This is a genomic window from Mycobacterium gordonae, from assembly GCF_001417955.2.
Lineage (GTDB): Bacteria > Actinomycetota > Actinomycetes > Mycobacteriales > Mycobacteriaceae > Mycobacterium > Mycobacterium gordonae_B.
Window position 1 is genome coordinate 15261 of record NZ_LKTM01000383.1, and the last position, 20826, is coordinate 36086.

Sequence of the window (20826 nt, forward strand, 5' to 3'; positions counted from 1 at the left end):
TTACGGGACGAGGCTTACGGGGAGGACGGCACCAGCAGTGACTGCCAGTTCTTGGCACGCGGGTGCGCCAGGTCGGCCTCGGTGTAGCGGTGCCCGTCCGGCCCGATGTACTCACCGGAGGACGGGTCGTAGGTGGCGACCGCCACCGGTGGCGGCGGCGCAGGCGCCGGAGGCGCCGGTGCGGTGCCGCGCGGTGGTGGGAGCCGCGGATCCTGTCCCGGCGGGTACTGGGGCACACCCTGTCCACTGGTGGTGGCGTTCGGGTCGCCCTTCCAGTTGTAACCGTCGTTGAGTGGCACGTACTCCTCGTCGCTCTCACACATCTCGACGGTGGGAGCCCGCTTCCAGGGCTTCGTTTCGCACGGAATGTTGCGTGCGCCACGGACATTGAGCTCCGAATCCTGTGGCAGCCGGCAATATAGTTCGGCGGCCGGGCGGTCGGGGGCGTCGACGCTGGCCGGCGAGCGGCGTTGAGTCGGCGGCAAAAAGCCGGTCGTGCAGGGCGGCGGCAGGTTCATGTTGAGGTTGAAGTCCAGATAGAAGCCGGTGTAGTCCTGCTTGGTGCCGGCGTTCGGTACCAGCGAACCGGCCATGACGGCGATCCCCTGCGGCAGCAGCACCAGAATCTGTTCGATGTCGTGGCGGTAGACGTAGGCGATGTCCCCGAGGCTCACCAGGTTCGCGAACAACACCGGGACCGCGGGCGCGACCCGGTTGAGCATCGCGCGGCCTTCCTCCAGCCCGGCACTGCCCTGCGTCAACAGGTCGCGCAACGCGGCATCCTGCGCCTGGAACTGCGCGGTGATGGCCGCGGTCCGCGCTGCCCACGTGGCAATCGCATCGGCCGTCTGGACCTGCGAGTTCAGCACGGGCGGGGCCTGGTCGATCAGCGTGGCCAGCGGATCGATGGTCCGTCCCCCGGCGATGGCCAATGCCGTTGAGCCGTCGACTATCCGAGACAGCTCCGGGCCGAGGCCACCGACGGCGCGGTTCGCCTCATCGGTCACCGTGCGCAGGTTGTCCCGCGGAATGGCCTGCAGCGCACGGTTCGTCATGTCCAGCAACCGCCCGATGTCGACCGGCACGTCGACCTGGCCGGCCGGGATGACGTCGCCGGCACGCAACTGCCGGGCGTTTTCTCCCCCCTTGCCGGGTTGGGGAGTCAATTCGATGAACTGCTCACCGATTGCCGAACGGCTGTGCACGGAAGCCTGCACTTCGGCGGGCACCTTGACACCGGATCGCATGGCCAGCACCGCGCGGACCCCGTTGGCGGTGACGTTGACCGACTTGACCTGGCCGACGTCGGTGCCGCGATAGGTCACCACCGAGTTCTCATACAACCCGCCGGACTGGGGCAGGTCGACCGTGACGTTGTACTCGCCGATCCCGAACAGCGTCTCCGGCAGCTTCATGTAGTTGAAAGCCATTGCGCCACAGGAAACGATGGTCACTAGGGTCAGCACGGCCAGTTGAATCCAGGTCTTGCGGTTCAGGCGCAGCATCAGTATCCCCCGTCGTGGTAGGGGAAGGTCAGCGGGTTGCCCGCGGTGGCGGGACTGGGCTGCATGCCGATGGTGCGTCCCCACTGCATCTCGAGTTGGGTGAGGTTGCCTTCCCACCGGGAGCCGGTGAAGATTCCGGTGTCGATGCGGCTCAGCGTCAGATCGACGATCATCGTGAGGTTGGCGTAGTCACCGCGGAACCAGTTGGTGACCGTCGAAGTCGGCCACGGGTAGGTGGCCAGGCCGTCCAAACCCTTGGTGAGCGCGGGGCCGGCATCCGCGAGATGGCGCAGCACCGGCGCGATCTGGCGCAGATTGTTGACCAGAGACTCCTTGCTCTGCCGCACGGTATCGGCGGCTATGGCGCTGAACTTGCCGAGCTGATCGATCGCATCCGCAATCTGGCCGCGCTCCCTGGCCAGCACCGCCAGCGCCTTCGGCACGGTGGTCAGCGCCCGGTCGACAGCCGGGTCCTTGGCGGCGAACTGTCCCACCAGCGCGTTGAGGTTTTCGGAGGCGGCGATGATGTCGTCGGTTTGCTTGTTCGTCCCGGCGATGAACTCGTCGATTTGGTGCAGCAGGCTGCGCATGTCATTTTCGCGGCCGGCGAAGGCCTTCGCGATCGACTGGGTGATCTCCTGCAGCTGGGCCAGCCCGCCGCCGTTCAGCAGCACCGACACCGATGCCAGTGTCTGCTCGGTGGTGGGATACATGCTGGCGTGCGACAACGGGATGACCGACCCGTTCTTGAGCTGCCCCACCGGCGGCTCGTCTTTGGGCGGCGCCAGTTCGATGTGCATCGAGCCCAGCAGGCTGGTCTGCCCGATCTTGGCGGTGGCGTTGGCCGGCAGGTGGACGTCGCCGTTGATCTTCATGGTGACCAGCGCATGCCAGTCCTGCACTTCGATTTTGGTGACGTTGCCGATGTTGACGTCGTCGACCCGGACCCGGGTGTTCTCCTGGATGTTCACGACGTCGGGCAGTTCCGCCTGGATCGTGTAGGAGCCCGGCCCACCGCCGGATGTGCCCGGCAGCGTCAGTGAATTCAGGCCGTGCCAGTCGCTCCCACATCCCGGGAGCACCGCGACGCTTGCCATGCTCAGCACGGCAACGATGGCGCGCCTCATGAACCGGCACCCTGCGGAACCATCAGGCCCTGCAGACCCAGGCTCGGGTCGACGACGGTCGGGGCCTGAGCAGGTGCGGGCTGTTCGGCCGGCAGCGGCTCGGGTGGCGTCGGGGCCTGATAATCCGGGCGCAGCCGGTCGTCGCTGTAGGTGATCTCGCTGGGGCGAGCCTGCGGCCCGACGAACGGGTTGAGCCCCGCCGGGACGTAGTTGTAGATGCGGTTCTTGATGATCGGCTCGACGTACTGCAGGCAGAGTTTCGACACCCGGTCCAGGCCCCGCCGGGACGCGGCTTCGATTGAGCTGCAGATCCATTGGGGGATGTCGGCGAAGTTGTTCAGCGCAATGATGCCGGTCATGGCGCCCTGCGCCGGCTGATAGATGTTGGTGAAGTTCTGGAACACGGTGGGAACCACGTGCAGGATCTGCTTGATATCGGCCCGGCTGCCGTTCAGGGCGGTGGTGATCGAACTGAATCGGTCGAAGGTGACGCCGATCGACTCGCGGTTCTCCGCCAGAAAGCCGCGCAGGTCCGCCAGGGCTCCGTCGAGGCCCTGGACCGCATTGGCGACCTCGTTGGGGGTGTTGGACAGCACCGTCGTGACGCTGGCCAGGTTGCGGTTGAACGACGCCAGCAGGTCACTGCTGGAGTACAGGGCCGACACCAGTAGTTGCAGGTTGCGCACTGTGCTGAAGATGTCGTCGGCGTGATCGCCGAGAGCGGAGATTGCGGCCGAGAGTTTGATGATGGTGTCGCGAGCGGTATCGCCCTCACCCCGCAGGTTTTCTGCCGTCGAATTGACCAGCTCGCCAATCGAATTCACGCCGCCCGGACTGGTGGGCTGCAGGGCTTCGGTGAGCTTCTCCAACTGCTTGCGGAAGTCGTCCCATTCGACGGGTACCGCGGTCCGGTTCAGCGGAATCGACGCTCCGGCGGCGAGTTTGGGACCACCCGAGTAGGCGGGGACGAGCTGAATGGCTCGCGAGGTGACCAGCGACGGCGACAGGATGGCGGCACGTGCGTCGGCGGGAATCGCGTACTGCTTGTCGACGGAGAAGACGACCTTGGTGCTGGCCGGCTGCGGTTCGATGCGGTCCACGGTGCCGACGCCGACGCCGAGGATGCGGATCTCGTCGCCGGCGAACAGACCGTTGGCGTTGACGAAATACGCGGAATAAGTGTTGGTTTCCACTTCTTTCCACAGATTCCGGCCAACCAGAAACGAAGCGGCGACGAGGGTGACGGCCAGGCTGACCGCGGTCACTTTGCGGACGATGCCGCGATTGATGTTCATCGGCCCCCCGTTTCTGCGGGTTCAGGAGGCGGACCCGGCGCGGGACCGGGTGAGGGTGGCTGCGACCACAGCGGCACCGGCGCGGCCTCCGGCGGGACGGGAGGGGTTCCCGTCGGCGGGTCGACCGACTCCGACGGCAGGCCCTGGTTGGGATCCAGATACCGGTCATACATCCGGGAGTCGAGAATGGGGCCGCTGAGCTGACCGGGAACCAGGTTCGCCACGTAGGCCTTGAAGAACGGCCCGGAACCCAGCACCTCACCGAAAGACATTGCGTACCTTTTGAATTTGGGCAAAGTCCGCTGCAAGTCTTCCTTGCGGTTGTCGAGTATCTCCAACACGCCGTTGAGCTTGTCGAGTGCCGGTTTGAGCTGAGTGCGGTTGTCGTCGACTAATCCGGAGATCTGATGCGACACCGCGGTGATGTTGTTCATCAGGGCGTCGATCGAATCGCGCTCCTGCAGCAGGGCCACCAGTAGGGCATTGGAATTCGACACCAGCGTGGCGATCTGTTGGCTGCGCCGTCCGAGCACTCCGGAGACGCTGTTGGCGTTGCTCAACAGGCTGCGCAGCTGGGCGTCGCGATTGTTCAGGGTGTCCGAGAATCGGGCGACACCCTCGAGCGCAGGCCGCAGATTCGGCGGTGTCTCTTTGAACGTATCGGCCAAAGTCGCTAGAGATGAGGACAATTGGGTGGTGTCGAGGCCGCTGATCTGGGTGGTGAGATCGCCCAGCGCATCGGGTAGATCGTAGGGCGAAGTGGTTCGCTGCAGTGGAATGGTTTCCCGCAGCCGGCCTTCGCCACGCGGCGTCAGCTCCAGCATCTTGGAGCCCAGGATCGTCTCCGTCTTGATCGCCGCTTCGGTCCGGTCACCCAGCTCGACGCTCTTGCGCACGGTGAAACCGACCCTGACTTTGGTGCCCTCCAACCGGACATCGGAGACTCTGCCGACGCCCACACCGGAAACCCGGACCTGATTCCCGGGTTTGATGCCGCCGGCCTCGGAGAAGAACGCGGCGTAGTTGTCGTAGCCGTTGACGAACGGCAGTTTGTCGTACTGGAAGGCGACGATGACCGCGCATGTCACCAGCACGGTGCCCATCACTCCCAACAGGACCGAGCTGCGGCCCTTCCCCGGTGTGCGTTTGAAGCGGCTCATTGCGGTGTGCACCGCCCGGAGGGCTGGTTCAGCAGCTTGACGTAGATCGGGTTGCCCCCCTTGCCGTTGAGCTTGAGCAACACTTCGCAGAAGTAGAAGCCGAAATAGTCGCCGTTGAGTCCCTGCCGGGACAGCACCTGATACACGTCGGGAAGGCTGTGCAGCAGGTTGTCCACGTATGGCCCGTCAGCGAGGATCTGGCCGGATGTGCGGTCGGTTTCGTGCACCACGTCCTTGATCGGCTGGCGTGCCTGCACGAGCAGGTCGGATATCGATCCGGCGGCGGCGTTGACATACGCCAGTCCCGTCGAGATGTCGTTCTTCCGTTGTGCCAGCCCGTCAACGAACTCGGACAGCTTGTCCAACCCGTCGGCGAACTCGTGATCCCGGGTGGCGAAGGTGTGCAGCACGGTGTTCAGGTTGGTGATCAACTCGCTGATCAGTTGGCTGCGGCCGGCCAGCGTGGACGTCAGCGTCGCGGTCTGCGCCAGGACCGAGGACAGGGTGCCGCCCTGCCCCTGGAAGATACGCAGCAATTGGCCGGACAGCGCGTTGACCTGATCGGGATCCAGTGCGCGGAACAGGGGACGGAAGCCGCCGATCAGCACGTCGACGTCCAGGGCCGGCGCCGTCCGCGACAGCGGTATCGTCGCGCCGGGCGCCAACCGGTGCGGTGAGCCGGCGTCCTGTTCGAGCGCGAGATACCGGTCACCGATCAGGTTTTCGTACCGGACGACGGCGCGGGAGCCCTCGGTGAGTCGCACACTCCTGTCGATCGCGAAATCGATGCTGACCGTGCCGTCGCGGTGCAGATTGATGTCGCCGACCTTGCCGACCTCCGCTCCGGCGATGCGGACGAAGTTGCCGGATTTCAGCCCGGAGATGTTGGTGAACACCGCGTGGTATCCGGTGCGGTCCTCGAATCGGAGCTGCCCGAACACCGCGATCAGCGTAAAAGTGAAGACCAGGCAGACGACGGTGAAGAGCGCGACCCTGGCCCAAATTTTGAAGGTGCTCGGCCTTCCTTCTGGACTCATGGTGGCGGTTGTCCTCCACGGTAGAAGTAACGCGGCGGCTCGGGCGGGTTCTTGGTGGTCGGGAAGTAGTTGGACCACCAGGGATTTCCGACGGCCAGGTTGGTGCGGATCTCGTTGGGCGCGGCGCCCCATCCGGTGTCGGTGACCAGCGCACGCACCGGGTAGTTGGCGCTCGGGTCGGGCAGCGAGCCACACCCGGGCTTTCCACCGGGACCTCCGGTGGCATTCACCTTCGGCAGGTGTTTGGGGTAACGGTACGGGTCGTCGCCGAACAGCAGGCCGGCGTCCATGATGAACGAGTAACCGTTGCCGCCCAACGTGTGTCGGCCGCCGTGCTCCACGTACCACTGCGCGCCCTGGAAGAGGCAGGTGTAGGTCGGCGAGTACATGTCCAGCAGCCTGGTGGTGGGGTCGAGCAGGTTGATCGCCTGCACGATGTTGCCTTCGTTGCGGCCGATGACCCCGATGCCGGTCTGGCTGAAGCCGATCGCCGACATCAGCAGCGCGTCCAGGGACTGCTGGTTCTCGGTGATGGTGACGCTGGTGGTGGACGCCGAGTCCAGGATCGACAGAATGTCTTGCGCTGCAGCCGAATACACTGCAGCGGTCTTACCGAACAGTTTCCAGTCCTTATGGATGGTCTCCAGCCGGGGATTGACGGCCAACAACAGGTTGTTGGAATCGGTGATGGCCTGGCCGATCCGATCCCCCTTGCCGCGCACCGACTGAGCGAAGGCCGACAGGATCGCGTTCAACTTGGCGGGGTCGATGGCCTGAACCAGTGACTGCAGATTCTCGAAGACCGTGTTGACCTCGACGGTCACATTGCGGGAGTGCAACACCGCGCCGGGTTTCAGGGCTACCGGACTGGGGTGTTCGGGCACGATCAGGTCGACGTACTTGGACCCGAACGCGGTGGTCGACCTGATCTCGGCCTCGATGTTGCTCGGCAAGAACTTGAACGCGTCAGGCTGCATCTTCAGTTGCAGCTGAGCGGCTTTCACGTCGGTACCGATCGAGGCGACCTGCCCGACCTGCACGCCGCGCAACTTGACCTTGGCGCCCTGCTCCATCACCAGCCCCGCCCGGTCCGAGACCAGGGTGAGCGGGATCGTCTGCTGGAACTTGCCCGAGAACGCGCCGGTGGTGAAGGCGATGAGGCCCGCGACGACGATGAACAGGATCGGCGCGTACCAGATCGGATCGATCTTGGCTGCTCGGACGCGGTTGGGCCGGAACGCACCGCTGGGGTATTGGTTGCTCACTCTCGCAGAACCTAACCCGACAGGTTGAAATTGCCGTGCTGCCCGTAGACGGACAGCGAAATCATCAGGCAGACAAAGGCAGTGACGATCATCGATGACCGCACCGAGCGACCGACCGCCTCTCCCACCCCGGCCGGACCGCCGGAAGCGGTGAAACCGTAGTAGGTGTGCACGACCATCACACCGGTCGCCATCGTCAGCGCCGACAGGAACGACCACAACAAGTCGTTGGGGTGCAGGAAGGTGCCGAAGTAATGCTCGTAGACACCACGCGACTGGCCGTACACCGAGATCGTCAGGAACTTCGCCGCGATGAACGACATCAGCACGGCGACGGCATACAGCGGAATGACCACCAGCACACCGGCGATGATGCGCGTGGATGCCAGGTAGGTGATGGCCCGGATACCCATCACTTCGAGGGCGTCGATCTCCTCATTGATTCGCATGGCGCCCAGTTGAGCCGTCGCACCCGCACCGATGGTCGCCGCCAGGGCCAGACCCGCCGTGCAGGGCGCGATCATCCGCACATTCAGGAACGCGGACAGGAAACCCGTCATCGCTTCGACGCCGATATTGGACAACGTGTCGTAGCCCTGAACGGCGACCAGGGCACCGGTGGTCAGCGTGAGGAAACCGATGATGCCGACGGTGCCACCGATCACCGCCAATGCGCCTGTGCCCATGCCCATTTCGGCGATCAGGCGGAGTAGTTCGCCAGGGTAGCGGCGCACCGCTTCGCCGATATTCGCCAGTGCCCGCCCGTAGAACGCGGTCTGCTCACCCAGTTGTCGGGTGGCGGCGGTCAGGCGGGGCCCCAGCGTAGACAGCCACGACGGCTCATCGACGACGGCTTCCTTGCGTTGCGCCGTTCGCCCCGGCTCAGCGGGCGGCGATATCCCGTGGCGCGCGGCGGGCGCATCCACGCTCATTTCGCGGTCACCTTCACACCGAGCGCGGTGGTCAAGATGTTGATGAAGAACAACGCCATGAACGAGAACACCACAGTTTCGTTCACCGCGCTGCCTACACCGGCCGGGCCGCCCCCGACCGAGAGGCCTTTGTAGCAGGCGATCAGGCCCGCGGAGATTCCGAACAACGTCGCCTTGATCAGCGAGATCACCACCTGCGGCAGCCCCGTCAGCAGGGTCATCCCGGCCACGAACGCACCGGGTGTGACGTGCTGGACGTAGACCACGAAGATGTAGCTGCCGACCAGTCCGGTGACCGCGACCACCGAGTAGAGCAGCACCGCGACGAAGGTGGCGGCGATAAGACGCGGAACCACCAGCGCTTGGATCGGGTTGATCCCGATCACCTTCATGGCGTCGATCTCCTCGCGGATGGTGCGCGCGCCCAGGTCAGCGCACATCGCGGTGGAGCCGGCCCCCGAAACGACCATCGCCGTCACGACCGGACCGACCTGCGTCACCGACGCGAGTCCCGCGCCGGCGCCGGAAAGGTCGCCGGCGCCGATCTCGACGAGCAGGATGTTGAGCACGAACACGATCAGCACCGTGTACGGAATCGACAACATGATGGTCGGGAAAATCGACACCCGGGCGACGAACCAGATCTGCTCGAGAATCTCGCGCCAATTCCAGGAGCGCCGGACCAGGACGACAAAAGTCTCGGCGCAGAACTTGAAGAACTCGCCGAGCGCATTCATAGGCTTGGCGATGGTCGATGCGGTCGTCACGGTCTGCACCCCCCCAGGTCAATCCGCAGTTGCAAAAGGCTCATCTCGGATCCATTACGCCGAGCAGCAGGGAAAATCCGGCTTATCTTGTAATCCCTTGGCCTGCAACAACTTAACAGCATCCGAGAGTGGAGCCACGTCGCGCCGCCTGAATGCAGATAGAATCACGTCGCCAGCTTACGAGCAACCCGAAATGGATCCCAGCTTTGCAATCAGCGGGAAATCAACTGTCAAATGCGCGCGGGATTCAGCCTACGGTCGTGCCGCCTTCGGCAATGCGGCGCACTGCGCGCAGAAATACATCGAGCTCCTCATAGGTGTTGTAGAACGCGAATGAGGGACGCACGGTCGCCTCCAGACCGTAGCGGCGCAGGATCGGTTGTGCACAGTGATGTCCGGCACGTACCGCGATGCCTTCGGCGTTCAGGGCCTTGCCCACCTCGAGTGGCTCATGCCCGGCCAGTACGAACGACAACACACTCGCCTTCTCGTCCGCGGTGCCCACCAGGCGCACACCCGGGATGTCGGCCAGTCGCGGCGTCGCATACTCGAGTAGAGCGTGCTCGTAGGCGGATATGCGTTCGATGCCCACTTTCTCGACGTAGCGCAGCGCCTCGCCCAGACCGACCGCGTCAGCGATGTTTCCGGTGCCTGCCTCGAACTTGTTGGGCAAACCCTGGTACAGCGAGCGTTCCAGCGTGACGTCGGCGATCATGTTGCCGCCGCCCTGCCACGGCGGCGTCTCGGCCAGCGCCTCCTCGCTCCCGTACAGCACCCCGATGCCGGTCGGGCCGTAGATCTTGTGCCCGGAGAACACGAAGAAGTCCACCCCGAGCTCAGCGACGTCGATCGGCAGATGCGGAATCGACTGCGCGCCATCGATCAGCACCCGCGCGCCGTACCGGTGGCCCAGCGCCACGATCTTCTCGACCGGCGTCACGGTGCCCAACGCGTTCGAAACCTGAGTCGCGGCAACGAGTTTGGTCTTCGGACCGAGCAGGTCTTCGAACTCCGACAGCAGCAGGTTGCCGGCGTCATCCACCGGCGCCACCTTGAGGACCGCGCCGGTCTGCTGCGAAACCAGTTGCCAGGGAACGATGTTGGCGTGGTGCTCCAGATGGGTGATGACGATCTCGTCGCCCGGCTTCAGGTGCTTGCCGCCCCAGGCATAGGCGACCAGATTGATCGCCTCGGTGGTGCCGCGCACGAAGATGTTCTGCTCGGACTTCGGCGCGCCGATGAACCGCCGTACCGTGTCGCGGGCCTCTTCGTAGGCGTCGGTGGCCCGCGCGGCGAGTTCGTGCGCGGCGCGGTGGATGTTGGAGTTCTCGTGGGTGTAGAAGTACGACAACCGGTCGATGACCGCTTGCGGCTTCTGGGTGGTGGCGGCGTTGTCGAACCAGATCAGCGGCTTGCCGTTGACCGTCTCCTTGAGGATCGGGAAGTCGGCCCGCACCGCATTGACATCGAACACCTCGTGTTCGTCCGGTAGCTGCGGCACCGGTTCGGAGACGGTGAGGAAGTGATAGTTCGACTCGTCGCCCGTCAGCTCGGCGGCGGGCGCGTCAGACCAGCCCAGATCGACGACGGACGGCGCCTCCTGTGGCCACCCCGGTGCCGAACCGCGCGGCGCCACCGGGGCGGTGGGCGGCGCGCCGGCCAGCACGCCGGGAACGGTCGGCACGAAGCCCGTTGTCGGTACGGCGAACGCGCTGAAATCACCGGGCAGGAAGGGGTCCGCCACCGACGCGGCAGCTTGTGCCGCCGACGGTACGGCGGTGGTGTCCGGAACGTTCCCGCGGGGCGCAACCGGCACCGTCTCCGGCGGGAGGGGTTCCGGCCCGGGCGACGTCGGCGCCGGGAGATAGATGTTGGAGACGCCGATGAACGGCACGGGGTTCGGCAGCGCATCGGACGTCCCGAAAGCCGTCGCTCCCGCCGACGTGGCAGCTGTGGTATCCGGGACACTCCCGCGGGGAGCGACGGGCACCGACTGCGGCGGACTGTCCGGACCCGGCCGGATGCTGGCCGCGTACAGCTGGCTGGCCAGCGCCGCCAGCTCTGCGGCGCTGACCGGAAGGTCGCTTTCGGCGTCTACCGAGCGGTACTCACTTGTACTCATGGAACTGGTCCACCGCGACGTCGTCGAGCACAGCCAGAGCATCGTCGGTGAGCACGGCCAGGGACGTGTACAGCGTGACCAGGTAGGTCGCGATGGCCGACTTGTTGATGCCGGTGAACCGCACCGACAGACCCGGGGCCTGCTCACCGACCAGGCCCGGCTGGAACAGACCCACGACGCCCTGGCGCTCCTCACCGGTGCGCACCAGGATGATCTTGGTTTTGCCGTCCTCGACGGGCACCTTGTCCGACGGAATGATCGGGATGCCGCGCCAGGTGATGAACTGGGCGCCGAAGAGGCTCACCACCACCGGGGGCACGCCGCGGTAAGTAGCTTCGCGGCCGAACGCGGCGACGCCCAGCGGGTGGGTCAGAAAGAAGCTCGGCGTCTTCCACACCTTGGTGATCAGAGCGTCCAGGTCATCGGGGGTCGGTGCACCGACCAGCGTCTGAATGGTCTGCTCCGGGGTCGCCTGCGCCAACAGCCCGTACTCGGGGCTGTTGACCAGCTCGAACTCCTGGCGCTCCTTGATGGTCTCGATGGTCAGCCGCAGCTGCTGAGCGATCTGGTCGTGCGGGCTGGAATAGAGGTCGGAGACCCGGGTGTGGATGTCGAGCAGCGTGGAAATGGTCCGCAGCGTGTACTCGCGCGGGCTGGTCTCGTAGTCGACGTACGTCTCGGGCAACGGCTCGTCGACGCTGGCGCCGGCCTCGGCCTTGACGGCGACCTGATCGGGGTTGATCACGCGGTTGACCCGGTAGATGCCGGCTTCCACCGGCACCCAGCTCAGCAGGTGCAACAGCCAGCGCGGCGTGATGGTGGAGAGCTGCGGGACTGTCTTGGTGGCGTTGGCGAGCTGGCGGGCCGCGAGGTCACCCAGCGCTTGAGACTCGTTCTGCGACCCCTGAGCTGAAGAAGTCATGGTCGTCCTTTCCGTCTGTGGTCGGACACGCGCCGAGTGCACGGCCTTCAAACAGAGAAGTCATCATGCCGCACCGGTTGCGCGAATGCGCGCCGAGCCTACGTAGGCGCGTGCACACCCGCCAAGGGTTAAAAACGCGACTGAGCCGAACCACGACATTTCGCGCATGCTTTATAGTGGACCCCATGCAACAGGCCGTCCAGCAGCGTTTTGTCCGCACGCGCTGTTCCGCCATGAACTGTTGTTGTTGTTGTTCCTGTTGATTCCTGACGAAATCTGACCGTCCAGAAATCACCGCGCTCCGCCGTAATTCGGTGATGTCGCGCGCTATCTGCCCTCAGGAAGAGCAACTATCCATGACTGTTTTGTCCATACCCACCCGTACTCCGGCGCCGGTCGCGACCCGCAAACGTGTGCGGGTGCGTCCGGCGGCCGAGCCGCCACGCATGACCCGGTACCGCGGCGGCACCTATTCCCACACGGTCGACAAGATCGTTTTCACCGACGGCAGCACCGCCCGCACCGATCTGATCAGGCTCAATCCCAACCTGCAGGCGTACTCCCTGGACTTTGCCGGCATCGCGCCGCACCACCCGTCGCCCTATCAGCTCGGTACCTGGTCGGCGCTGCCGCATCTGCGCACCCGCGGCTGCGAGGCCGAGGTCGAATGGATATTGCGGCACTCCTTCCCGATGCGCTCCACCGTCGAGCTCAGCCGGCGGTTACGCGAGGCCGGTTACCCGCTCGGCGCGTCCAACATCAGCGAACACGAAGCCATCGCCGGTACCCAAGCCGCGATCTGGCACTTCACCAACGGCCTGGCCCTGGACACCCGACCCCTGCACGCACCCATCGCGGTACACCGCGGCCGCGGGGTGCTCACCTTCGAGTTTCAGGGGCAACCGCAGCTCGGCGGCTTTTCGTTGTGGTCCTCGTCAGAGGTCCCGTTCAGCGTCCGACTGCAGAAATCGGCAGACGGCGTGGCCTGGCAGGACGTGTCCGGTTCGCAGTTGGCCGTGGACGCCGGCAGGGGCCGCTACCAGCGCACCCTCGGTGTTGGCAGCACCTTGTCCAGTAGCAGCCACGGCCTCGGTAGCAGCGGCTACCGGTACTACCGATTCGTCAGCTCTGAAGCCGCCGGCGCACCCGCGATCGACCATGTCGACTTCTGGCTCACCGGCACCGGGCACTACCGCAACAGTGACCGCACCGTGCACCTCTACAACTATCTGTTGGCCGGCGCGTACACGGCTTTGCGGGCGACCCGGGAACCGCTGATCGACACTGCCGCAGTAGTTGACCACGACCTCGTCGGTCCTTTCCAGGTCAGCGTCCCGCTGGCGGTCAGCGCTACTGGCGAGCACGCGCTCGTCGACGCCGACGGAGCGTCGATCTCCGGGACGATCGAACCGGGGACCGACTTCTATCTGCGTTTCACTCCGGGTAGCCCGGGAATAAGACTGACGGCAACCACGTCCGATCTACTCAGTGGACGAGTCGTGACCGGGGTCGCGCTAGCAGGGCCATCCCACCGTCTGACGCCGGTTGCCCTCACCACCCCCACACGCGTGACAATTGAGTTCGACATCACCTGGGATGCCGACCAGCCCTGCCCCGACGTCGTTGGAGAATGTGGATGACCATCGCGGAGAACATCACACAACTGATCGGCAACACCCCCCTGGTGCGATTGCGAAAAGTCACCGACGGGGCGGTGGCCGATGTGGTCGCAAAGCTCGAGTCGTTCAATCCCGGTGGCAGTGTGAAGGACCGCATCGGCGTCGCGATGATCGACGCCGCCGAGAAAGCGGGCCTGATCAAGCCCGACACCATCATTGTCGAGCCCACCAGCGGAAACACCGGCATCGCGCTGGCCATGGTGGCCGCCGCGCGCGGTTACAAGTGCGTGCTGACCATGCCGGAGACGATGAGCACCGAGCGCCGGATCCTGTTGCGGGCCTACGGTGCCGAGCTGGTGCTGACACCAGGCTCCGAGGGGATGGCCGGGGCGATCGCCAAGGCCGAGGAGCTCGCCAAGAGCGACCAGCGCTACTTCATGCCGCAGCAGTTCGAGAACCCGGCGAACCCGGCCGTCCACGCCGTCACCACGGCGGAGGAGATCTGGAAGGACACCGACGGCAAGATCGACATCTTCGTGGCGGGCGTCGGAACCGGCGGCACCATCACCGGCGTCGCGCAGACCATCAAGGAACGCAAGCCATCGGTGCAGTTCGTCGCCGTGGAGCCGGCCGCGTCGCCGGTGTTGTCCGGCGGCCAGAAGGGGCCGCACCCGATTCAGGGCATCGGCGCCGGGTTCGTTCCACCGGTGCTGGACATGGGGCTGGTCGACGAGGTCGTGACCGTCGAGAACGAGGACGCCCTGACCCTGGCCCGGCGGCTCGCCGCCGAAGAGGGACTATTGGTCGGCATCTCCTCGGGAGCGGCCGTGGCGGCCGCCCTGGAGGTGGCCCGGCGGCCCGAGAACGCGGGCAAGCTCGTCGTCGTCGTCCTGCCCTCATCCGGCGAGCGCTATCTCAGCACCGTCCTGTTCTCCGATCTGAGCGACTAACCATGCTGGACGCGATACGGCGCGACATTCGAGTGGCCAGGGAGCGAGATCCGGCCGAGCCCACGGCACTTGAGGTGATCTTCGCCTACCCCGGTGTGCACGCGGTATGGGGCCACCGGATCAATCACTGGCTGTGGCAGCGCGGCAGGCGGCTGCTGGCGCGGACGTTGGCGGAGTTCACCCGGATCCTTACCGGCGTCGAGATCCACCCCGGGGCCACGCTGGGCCCGGGACTGTTCATCGACCACGCGACCGGCGTGGTGATCGGGGAAACCGCGGAGGTCGGCGAGGACGTCACCATCTTCCACGGCGTCACTCTCGGCGGCACCGGCCGCGATCGGGGCAAACGCCATCCCACCATCGGTGACCGGGTGACCATCGGGGCGGGAGCCAAGGTGCTCGGCGCGATCAAGATCGGTGATGACAGCCGGATCGGCGCGAACTCCGTCGTGGTCAAGGAGGTGCCGGCCAGCGCGGTGGTGGTCGGCGTTCCGGGACAGATCGTCAGCCGTCCGGGCCCGGCCAGCGAGGACGAATCGAAGCTGCCGGACCTGGTAGGTGTCAGCCTGAAGTCGCTGCTCACCAGGGTGGCCCGGCTGGAGGGCAGCAAGTCAGGAGCGCCGAACGGCCAACAGCCGGGCGCACCGACCGACCGTGTCATCCGTCCGCCGGAGGCGGGCGTCTGGTACGGCGAGGACTTCTCCATCTAGGGAATATCAGGTTGAAAAAAGTGTTGGTGCGCTCGTGAGTTCTGTCGTCATCGCCGGATTGGCAATCGCTGCGGCCCTGGTTGCGGCCTGCCTGATCGGCTGCGTGGTGAACCAGCGCTCGGGCGTGCTCCGAGAGGCCAAGGACGGCGCCGGACAGGACAACTCCGACCTGGGTCTGTCGGAGACGGGTCCGACGATCCTGCATTTCAGTGCCGACTGGTGTGGGCCGTGCGCCGCGGTACGACGTGTGGTCGATCAGGTGTGCGCCGAACTTCCCGACGTGGCGCACGTCGAACTGGACATCGACGCGAACCCGACCGCCGCCAAACGCCTGTCGGTGCTGTCGCTGCCCACCACGTTCATCTTTGACGCGCAAGGACAGCAGCGCTACCGCACCGCCGGCGTCCCCAAAGCCGTCGACCTGCAGACGGCCCTGCAGCCACTGAGGGTATGAGTTTCAGCGAAAGGAGCAGTTGATGTCGTCCGATATCAGCCAAGTAGACGTCCGTGGTCCGCGTTTCGCGGCGTGGATCACCACCACGGTGCTGGTGGTGACTCTTTTGGTGTCGGTGGTCAGCTCCCGCGCCGCCGCGGTGATTCTGGCTGCGCAGGCCGTTGTCTTCGCGATCAGCGCCGTCCGCGGCCCGCGCAACAGCCCGTACGGGTTGTTGTTCGCCAAGCTGGTGGCACCGCGACTGAGTCCGGTCAGCGAACGCGAGCCGGTGGCGCCGCTGAAGTTCGCCCAGCTCGTCGGGCTGATCTTCGCGGTCATCGGAGTGCTCGGTTTCGCGGCCGGTTTGCAGCTGGTCGGCGTGGTGGCGACCGCCTTCGCCCTGTTCGCCGCGTTTCTCAACGCCGCCTTCGGCATCTGCCTGGGCTGCCAGATGTACCCCTTGGTCGCCCGATTCCGGCGTGCCCCCGCCGCGTAACAACGCGAATCCCTCGGTCGCGGAACCACTTTGGCAAGGGAAAAACCTCTGGTGCGCCAAAGCTGGTCGATCGTGCTGACCCCGACCCGGATGGCCTATTGTGGGGTGATGCCGGGGGCCGATTTGTTGTGTTGTTGTCTGCCGATCACCTGACGCCAATTCAGCGATTTTCCTAACACGTTGCAGCGCAACGTTTTCGCTGACTCCTCCAACGACAGGACGTCCAGACATGAGCGAGGCTCACAACGACGAAGGCCAGAGCACCCGGGCGATCGACATGGCCGTGGGGATCCTGGTCGGGTGGCGCCGCTGCAGCACCCAGACCGCGTTCCGCGAATTGCTGAGCGCCAGCGAACGACAACAGGTTCCACTGTTCGCCATGGGCGGAGCACTGGTCAACCTGGCCGGCCGGCACGCCAACGCCCAGCCCGCCGGTGCGGCGGCAGAGCAGGGCGCCCAGCGCGAATGGGGCGAGGAATTCCTCACAGAAGCCGCCGGAGCTTCCAAGCGGCGCCCGGTCAACAGATGGCTGTGAAGACCGATCACGACGACCGTCGGCTCCCCCGGAAGGACTCGAACCTTCAACCCTTCGGTTAACAGCCGAATGCTCTGCCAGTTGAGCTACAGGGGACTATCAGTCCAGCGAACGCTGGTGCTGACCGCGGGACGACTCTAGCGTACTGGCCGCGCCCGCAGCCAACCGGCACCAGCTGACCCATGTCGGGGCAGCCGCAAGGATCGGGCACGCCACTTTCCGGACGGATGAGGCAGGATGGAACGAACGCACTTCTTCTCGGAGGGATCGCTTTGATCGGGTATGTCGCCGTGTTGGGCGTGGGCTACGTGCTGGGCACCAAGGCCGGACGCCGCCGTTATGAGCAGATCGCCGGCACCTACCGTGCGCTGACCGGCAGCCCCGTCGCCAGATCGATGATCGAGGGAGGCCGGCGCAAGATCGCCAACCGCATCTCCCCCGATACGGGTTTCGTGACGCTGACCGAGATCGACAGCCAGACGGCCGTCATGGAGCACCGGGCAGCTGGCGACGAGGTGGACGACGTCGAGGTCGTCGCTCCGCGGGTGAACGCCGCGCGCTGAAGCGCACTCAGGCGGTGAGATCGTTGCCGCTGGCCTGCTCCAGCAGGCTGCGCCGGTAAGCCTCCATGGCGACCAGGTCGCCGAACAGCGCGTGGTATTCGTCGCCCTGCTCGATCGGTGACATGCGCTGCAGCTTGGACTTCACCTCGGCGATCTGGCGGCCCATCCAGACCTCCTGCAGCCGGGCCAGCACCCCGGAGATGTACCGGGGCAGTTGCTCGTCTTCGGCGTTGATGCTCTCGACCCCCAGTTCGCTGACCAGACCGGCGGTAAGCGCCGAGTTGGTGTGCTGGCGCACCATGTCCAGCCATTGCGCCCCGCTGACTCCGGTCGAGGTGCCACCGGCCGCCTCGATGGCGGCCCGCACGGCCGCGTAGCCGGGGTGGGTGAAGCTCTCGACCGTCAGGGTGTCGAACACCGGGCCGGCCAGCGCCGGGAACTGCAATGCCGATTTGAGGGCCTCACGCTGCGGCCACAGCGTCGGGTCACGCGGGTCGGGACGGGCGGCGGCCGACGCCGCACCGACCGCGTCAGGCGCCGTCTGAGCGGGCTGTTGCGCGCCGCGGCGCGCAGTTCTGGTGCCGGTGCCGGCCGCTCCGCCAGCCGGCGACTTCTTGGCCTGGCTGCGCACCCGGTCGACGACCTGGGCGACGTCGTCCCAACCGACCCAGCCGGCCAGCTGCCGTGCGTACTCGTCGCGCAGCGTCGAGTCTTTGATCTGACCCACCATCGGCACGCACCGGCGCAGGGCGGCTACCCTACCCTCGGCGCTGTCCAGGTCCACTTCGCCGAGAGCGGTGCGAATCGCGAACTCGAACAACGGGGTTCGGCGGGCCACCAGGTCACGCAGCGCGCCGTCACCGGATTTCAGCCGCAGGTCGCACGGGTCCATGCCGTCGGGCGCGACCGCCACGAACGACTGGCCGGCCAGGTTCTGTTCGCCGCCGAAAGCCTTGAGCGCCGCGGCCTTGCCGGCTTCGTCGCCGTCGAAAACGTAGATCAGTTCGCCGCGGAAGAAACTGTCGTCCATCATCAGCCGGCGCAGCATGGCCAGGTGGTCGTCGCCGAACGCAGTGCCGCAGGACGCCACCGCGGTGGTGACCCCGGCCATGTGCATCGCCATCACGTCGGTGTATCCCTCGACGACCACTGCCTGGTGACCCTTGGCGATATCGCGTTTGGCCAGGTCGATCCCGAACATCACCTGCGACTTCTTGTAGAGCAGCGTTTCGGGGGTGTTGACGTACTTGGCTTCCATCGGGTCGTCGTCGAACAACCGGCGCGCGCCGAAACCGATGACCTCACCCGAGGCGGTGCGAATCGGCCACAGCAGCCGACGGTGGAAGCGGTCCATCGGGCCGCGGCGGCCTTCCCGGGACAGGCCGGCCGCCTCCAGCTCCTTGAATTCAAAACCTTTGCGCTGCAGGTGCTTTGTCAGCGTCTCCCAGCCCGAGGGCGCGAAGCCGCAGCCGAACCGGCGGGCGGCCTCGGCGTCGAAACTGCGATCGGTGAGGTACTTGCGGGCCGGGGCGGCCTCGTCGGACTGCAGCGCCTGCGCATAGAACTCGGCGGCGGCGGCGTTGGCCGCGATCAGGCGGCTGCGGCTGCCGCGGTCGCGCTGCACGCTGGTGGCCGGACCGGTGTAGGTGATGGTGTAGCTGACCCGGTCGGCGAGCAGTTCGACGGCCTCGACGAAGCTCACGTGTTCGATCTTCTGAATGAAGGCGTACACGTCGCCGCCCTCACCGCACCCGAAACAGTGGAACTGATGGTTCAGGGGCCGCACGTGGAATGACGGTGACTTCTCGTTGTGAAACGGACACAATCCCTTGAGCGAGTTCGCGCCGGCGCTGCGCAGCTGCACGTAGTCGCCGACGACGTCCTCGATGCGGGCAAGTTCACGGATGGCGGCGATATCACGATCAGAGATCCGGCCGGCCACGGGCTCAGTCTAAGGCCGCGGGCCCGCCGAGTTGGCCGGCGTCGATACGTTCCAGCCGGCCCTCGGTGTAGGACGCGATCTGATCGACGATGACCCGCAAACGGGCACCGTCGTCGGCGGCCGCGTTGAAGGCCGCGGCGAACACCGGATCGAGGGTGTGCGGCGCGCCGGCTTGCAGCCACTGCGCCACCCGGTGGATGCGTTCACGCTGTTGGGCCTGGGTTTCCAGATGCCGCGGGTCGGACATGATGAACTGCAGGGCCAGGATCTTGAGCAGCGCGACCTCGGCGCGCACCATGTCCGGCACCTGGAGGTCGGCCTGGTAGCGCACCAGCGGACCCGGGCCGGACGCCGCACGGGTGGTAGCGATCGCCGCGGTGGCGAAACGGCCCACCAACTCACTGGTCAGCCGCTTGAGCGCCACGGCGGCCGCCAGGGTTGCGTCGTACTTGCCGACCGAGGCAACCACCGGCAGCCCCGAGAGCCGCTGCGCGGCCTGGATCAGCTCGTCGGCCTTGATCCGGGGGAACTCACTCTCCCCCAGCTTGGCCAGGGCGGCCGCCTCGTTCTCGTCGGCCAGCACGCGCAGGTCGATCCGTTCGGAGACGACGCCGTCCTCGACGTCGTGTACCGAATAGGCGACGTCGTCGGCCCAGTCCATCACCTGGGCTTCCAGGCAGGTCCGGCCCGCGGGCGCACCCTGGCGGACCCATTCGGCCGCGGCGCGGTCGTCGTCGTAGAAACCGAACTTGCGCGCCCCTTGCGTCCGTTCCCACGGGTATTTCGTGACCGCGTCCAGAGCGGCGCGGGTGAGATTCAAACCGGCGCTGCGGCCTTGTGCGTCAAGCACTTTGGGCTCAAGGCTGGTGAGGATGCGAAAGTTCTGCGCGTTGCCCTCAAAACCGCCGTAGTCGGCGGCGACCTCGTTGAGCGCCCGCTCGCCGTTGTGCCCGTAGGGCGGGTGGCCGATATCGTGGGCCAGGCCGGCCAACTCGACGAGGTCCAGGTCGCAGCCCAGCGGGATCGCCATGCCGCGCCCGATCTGGGCCACCTCGAGCGAATGGGTCAGCCGGGTACGCGGAGTGTCACCCTCGCGAGGCCCGACGACCTGCGTCTTGTCCGCCAGGCGGCGCAACGCGGCGCTGTGCAGCACCCGCGCCCGATCACGCGCGAAGTCGGTGCGGAGCTGACCCTCGGTACCCGGCAGACCCGCGGTTTTCGGCGCTTCGAGTACCCGCCGTGCGCGGTCGAAGTCGTCGTAGGGGTCGTGTTGATCGGTACTCACCGACCCACAGTCTGCCAGGGCGAACCTGGCGGGTGCGTGCAGTGCTGCCGACGGTTAGCCCGCCTGGTTGTGGGTAACACACCGGTCACTGGGTCGGATCCAGGGTTGCAGAAGGCCGGCGGGACGAGCGCCTCGTCCCGCGACGCAGTTCGGTTGGCGAG

At 65.9% G+C, this 20826-nt stretch carries 19 protein-coding genes and 1 tRNA gene; 7 read left to right on the forward strand and 13 right to left on the reverse strand.

From position 1 onward, the window contains the following. Positions 1-14 precede the first annotated feature (14 nt). The 10 genes from AO501_RS32930 to AO501_RS32975 form a co-directional block, all read right to left on the reverse strand. Complete coding sequence (locus AO501_RS32930) at positions 15-1505, reverse strand: MCE family protein (protein WP_055581757.1); 1491 nt, start codon at positions 1503-1505, stop codon at positions 15-17. Beyond that, positions 1505-2632, reverse strand: a complete 1128-nt coding sequence (locus AO501_RS32935; RefSeq protein ID WP_055581758.1) for an MCE family protein — start codon at positions 2630-2632, stop codon at positions 1505-1507. Before AO501_RS32935 ends, AO501_RS32930 begins: the two co-directional genes overlap by 1 nt. After that, positions 2629-3927, reverse strand: a complete 1299-nt coding sequence (locus tag AO501_RS32940) for an MCE family protein (RefSeq protein WP_055581759.1) — start codon at positions 3925-3927, stop codon at positions 2629-2631. The genes AO501_RS32935 and AO501_RS32940 overlap by 4 nt, the downstream gene beginning before the upstream one ends. Further along, entirely contained in the window at positions 3924-5087 is a 1164-nt protein-coding gene (locus AO501_RS32945; RefSeq protein ID WP_156452915.1) for an MCE family protein, read from the reverse strand. Before AO501_RS32945 ends, AO501_RS32940 begins: the two co-directional genes overlap by 4 nt. After that, complete coding sequence (locus tag AO501_RS32950; protein WP_055581760.1) at positions 5084-6124, reverse strand: MCE family protein; 1041 nt, start codon at positions 6122-6124, stop codon at positions 5084-5086. Before AO501_RS32950 ends, AO501_RS32945 begins: the two co-directional genes overlap by 4 nt. After that, entirely contained in the window at positions 6121-7389 is a 1269-nt protein-coding gene (locus AO501_RS32955) for an MCE family protein (RefSeq protein ID WP_055581761.1), read from the reverse strand. Before AO501_RS32955 ends, AO501_RS32950 begins: the two co-directional genes overlap by 4 nt. Before the next feature lie 11 nt (positions 7390-7400). Next, positions 7401-8321 carry an MlaE family ABC transporter permease gene (locus AO501_RS32960; protein ID WP_231752699.1) on the reverse strand — a complete coding sequence of 307 codons (921 nt, stop codon included), beginning with the start codon at positions 8319-8321 and terminating at the stop codon, positions 7401-7403. Further along, positions 8318-9058 (reverse strand): MlaE family ABC transporter permease, encoded by a 741-nt coding sequence (locus AO501_RS32965; protein WP_055581836.1) that lies wholly within the window; start codon positions 9056-9058, stop codon positions 8318-8320. The genes AO501_RS32960 and AO501_RS32965 overlap by 4 nt, the downstream gene beginning before the upstream one ends. Positions 9059-9335: 277 nt before the next feature. Then, entirely contained in the window at positions 9336-11210 is a 1875-nt protein-coding gene (locus tag AO501_RS32970) for a family 2A encapsulin nanocompartment cargo protein cysteine desulfurase (RefSeq protein WP_055581762.1), read from the reverse strand. After that, positions 11197-12132 (reverse strand): family 2A encapsulin nanocompartment shell protein, encoded by a 936-nt coding sequence (locus AO501_RS32975; protein ID WP_055581763.1) that lies wholly within the window; start codon positions 12130-12132, stop codon positions 11197-11199. Before AO501_RS32975 ends, AO501_RS32970 begins: the two co-directional genes overlap by 14 nt. Before the next feature lie 356 nt (positions 12133-12488). Between AO501_RS32975 and AO501_RS32980 the strand changes: the two genes are divergently transcribed. The 6 genes from AO501_RS32980 to AO501_RS33005 all read left to right on the forward strand — a co-directional run bounded on the left by AO501_RS32980 (position 12489) and on the right by AO501_RS33005 (position 16875). Next, positions 12489-13772: a thioester domain-containing protein gene (locus tag AO501_RS32980; RefSeq protein ID WP_055581764.1), complete on the forward strand. Its 1284-nt coding sequence runs from the start codon at positions 12489-12491 to the stop codon at positions 13770-13772. Then, on the forward strand, positions 13769-14701 hold the full coding sequence (gene cysK / locus AO501_RS32985; RefSeq protein ID WP_055581765.1) for a cysteine synthase A: 933 nt from the start codon (positions 13769-13771) through the stop codon (positions 14699-14701). The genes AO501_RS32980 and cysK overlap by 4 nt, the downstream gene beginning before the upstream one ends. A gap of 2 nt (positions 14702-14703) precedes the next feature. Continuing rightward, positions 14704-15411 (forward strand): serine O-acetyltransferase, encoded by a 708-nt coding sequence (gene cysE, locus AO501_RS32990; protein WP_055581766.1) that lies wholly within the window; start codon positions 14704-14706, stop codon positions 15409-15411. A gap of 34 nt (positions 15412-15445) precedes the next feature. Then, positions 15446-15865: a thioredoxin family protein gene (locus AO501_RS32995; RefSeq protein ID WP_055581767.1), complete on the forward strand. Its 420-nt coding sequence runs from the start codon at positions 15446-15448 to the stop codon at positions 15863-15865. Between the two features lie 22 nt (positions 15866-15887). Beyond that, on the forward strand, positions 15888-16340 hold the full coding sequence (locus AO501_RS33000) for a DUF4395 domain-containing protein (RefSeq protein ID WP_055581768.1): 453 nt from the start codon (positions 15888-15890) through the stop codon (positions 16338-16340). A 229-nt stretch (positions 16341-16569) separates the two neighbouring features. Further along, positions 16570-16875, forward strand: a complete 306-nt coding sequence (locus tag AO501_RS33005; RefSeq protein WP_055581769.1) for an ANTAR domain-containing protein — start codon at positions 16570-16572, stop codon at positions 16873-16875. A 23-nt stretch (positions 16876-16898) separates the two neighbouring features. Here AO501_RS33005 and AO501_RS33010 read toward each other — a convergent pair. Then, positions 16899-16971: transfer RNA gene (locus AO501_RS33010), tRNA-Asn, on the reverse strand. Positions 16972-17147: 176 nt separating this feature from the next. Here AO501_RS33010 and AO501_RS33015 point away from each other — a divergent pair. Continuing rightward, complete coding sequence (locus AO501_RS33015) at positions 17148-17438, forward strand: hypothetical protein (RefSeq protein WP_055581837.1); 291 nt, start codon at positions 17148-17150, stop codon at positions 17436-17438. Between the two features lie 7 nt (positions 17439-17445). On the opposite strand, the gene dnaG is transcribed toward AO501_RS33015, so the two are convergent. Together dnaG and AO501_RS33025 are read right to left on the reverse strand one after the other, a co-directional pair. After that, positions 17446-19380 carry a DNA primase gene (gene dnaG / locus AO501_RS33020; RefSeq protein ID WP_055581770.1) on the reverse strand — a complete coding sequence of 645 codons (1935 nt, stop codon included), beginning with the start codon at positions 19378-19380 and terminating at the stop codon, positions 17446-17448. 4 nt (positions 19381-19384) lie between these two features. Further along, positions 19385-20665, reverse strand: coding sequence for a deoxyguanosinetriphosphate triphosphohydrolase (locus AO501_RS33025; RefSeq protein WP_055581771.1), 1281 nt, complete (start codon positions 20663-20665; stop codon positions 19385-19387). Between the last annotated feature and the right edge of the window lie 161 nt (positions 20666-20826).

Excerpts from the sequence above, each read along its gene's own strand:
- AO501_RS32975 (WP_055581763.1), bottom strand. The coding sequence starts at position 12,132 with ATGACTTCTTCAGCTCAGGGGTCGCAGAACGAGTCTCAAGCGCTGGGT.
- AO501_RS32940 (WP_055581759.1), bottom strand. The coding sequence starts at position 3,927 with ATGAACATCAATCGCGGCATCGTCCGCAAAGTGACCGCGGTCAGCCTG.
- AO501_RS32930 (WP_055581757.1), bottom strand. The coding sequence starts at position 1,505 with ATGCTGCGCCTGAACCGCAAGACCTGGATTCAACTGGCCGTGCTGACC.
- AO501_RS33000 (WP_055581768.1), top strand. The coding sequence starts at position 15,888 with ATGTCGTCCGATATCAGCCAAGTAGACGTCCGTGGTCCGCGTTTCGCG.
- AO501_RS33005 (WP_055581769.1), top strand. The coding sequence starts at position 16,570 with ATGAGCGAGGCTCACAACGACGAAGGCCAGAGCACCCGGGCGATCGAC.
- cysK (WP_055581765.1), top strand. The coding sequence starts at position 13,769 with ATGACCATCGCGGAGAACATCACACAACTGATCGGCAACACCCCCCTG.
- AO501_RS32945 (WP_156452915.1), bottom strand. The coding sequence starts at position 5,087 with ATGAGCCGCTTCAAACGCACACCGGGGAAGGGCCGCAGCTCGGTCCTG.
- AO501_RS32980 (WP_055581764.1), top strand. The coding sequence starts at position 12,489 with ATGACTGTTTTGTCCATACCCACCCGTACTCCGGCGCCGGTCGCGACC.
- AO501_RS32970 (WP_055581762.1), bottom strand. The coding sequence starts at position 11,210 with ATGAGTACAAGTGAGTACCGCTCGGTAGACGCCGAAAGCGACCTTCCG.
- AO501_RS32960 (WP_231752699.1), bottom strand. The coding sequence starts at position 8,321 with ATGAGCGTGGATGCGCCCGCCGCGCGCCACGGGATATCGCCGCCCGCT.
- AO501_RS32965 (WP_055581836.1), bottom strand. The coding sequence starts at position 9,058 with ATGAATGCGCTCGGCGAGTTCTTCAAGTTCTGCGCCGAGACTTTTGTC.
- cysE (WP_055581766.1), top strand. The coding sequence starts at position 14,704 with ATGCTGGACGCGATACGGCGCGACATTCGAGTGGCCAGGGAGCGAGAT.
- AO501_RS32935 (WP_055581758.1), bottom strand. The coding sequence starts at position 2,632 with ATGAGGCGCGCCATCGTTGCCGTGCTGAGCATGGCAAGCGTCGCGGTG.
- AO501_RS32950 (WP_055581760.1), bottom strand. The coding sequence starts at position 6,124 with ATGAGTCCAGAAGGAAGGCCGAGCACCTTCAAAATTTGGGCCAGGGTC.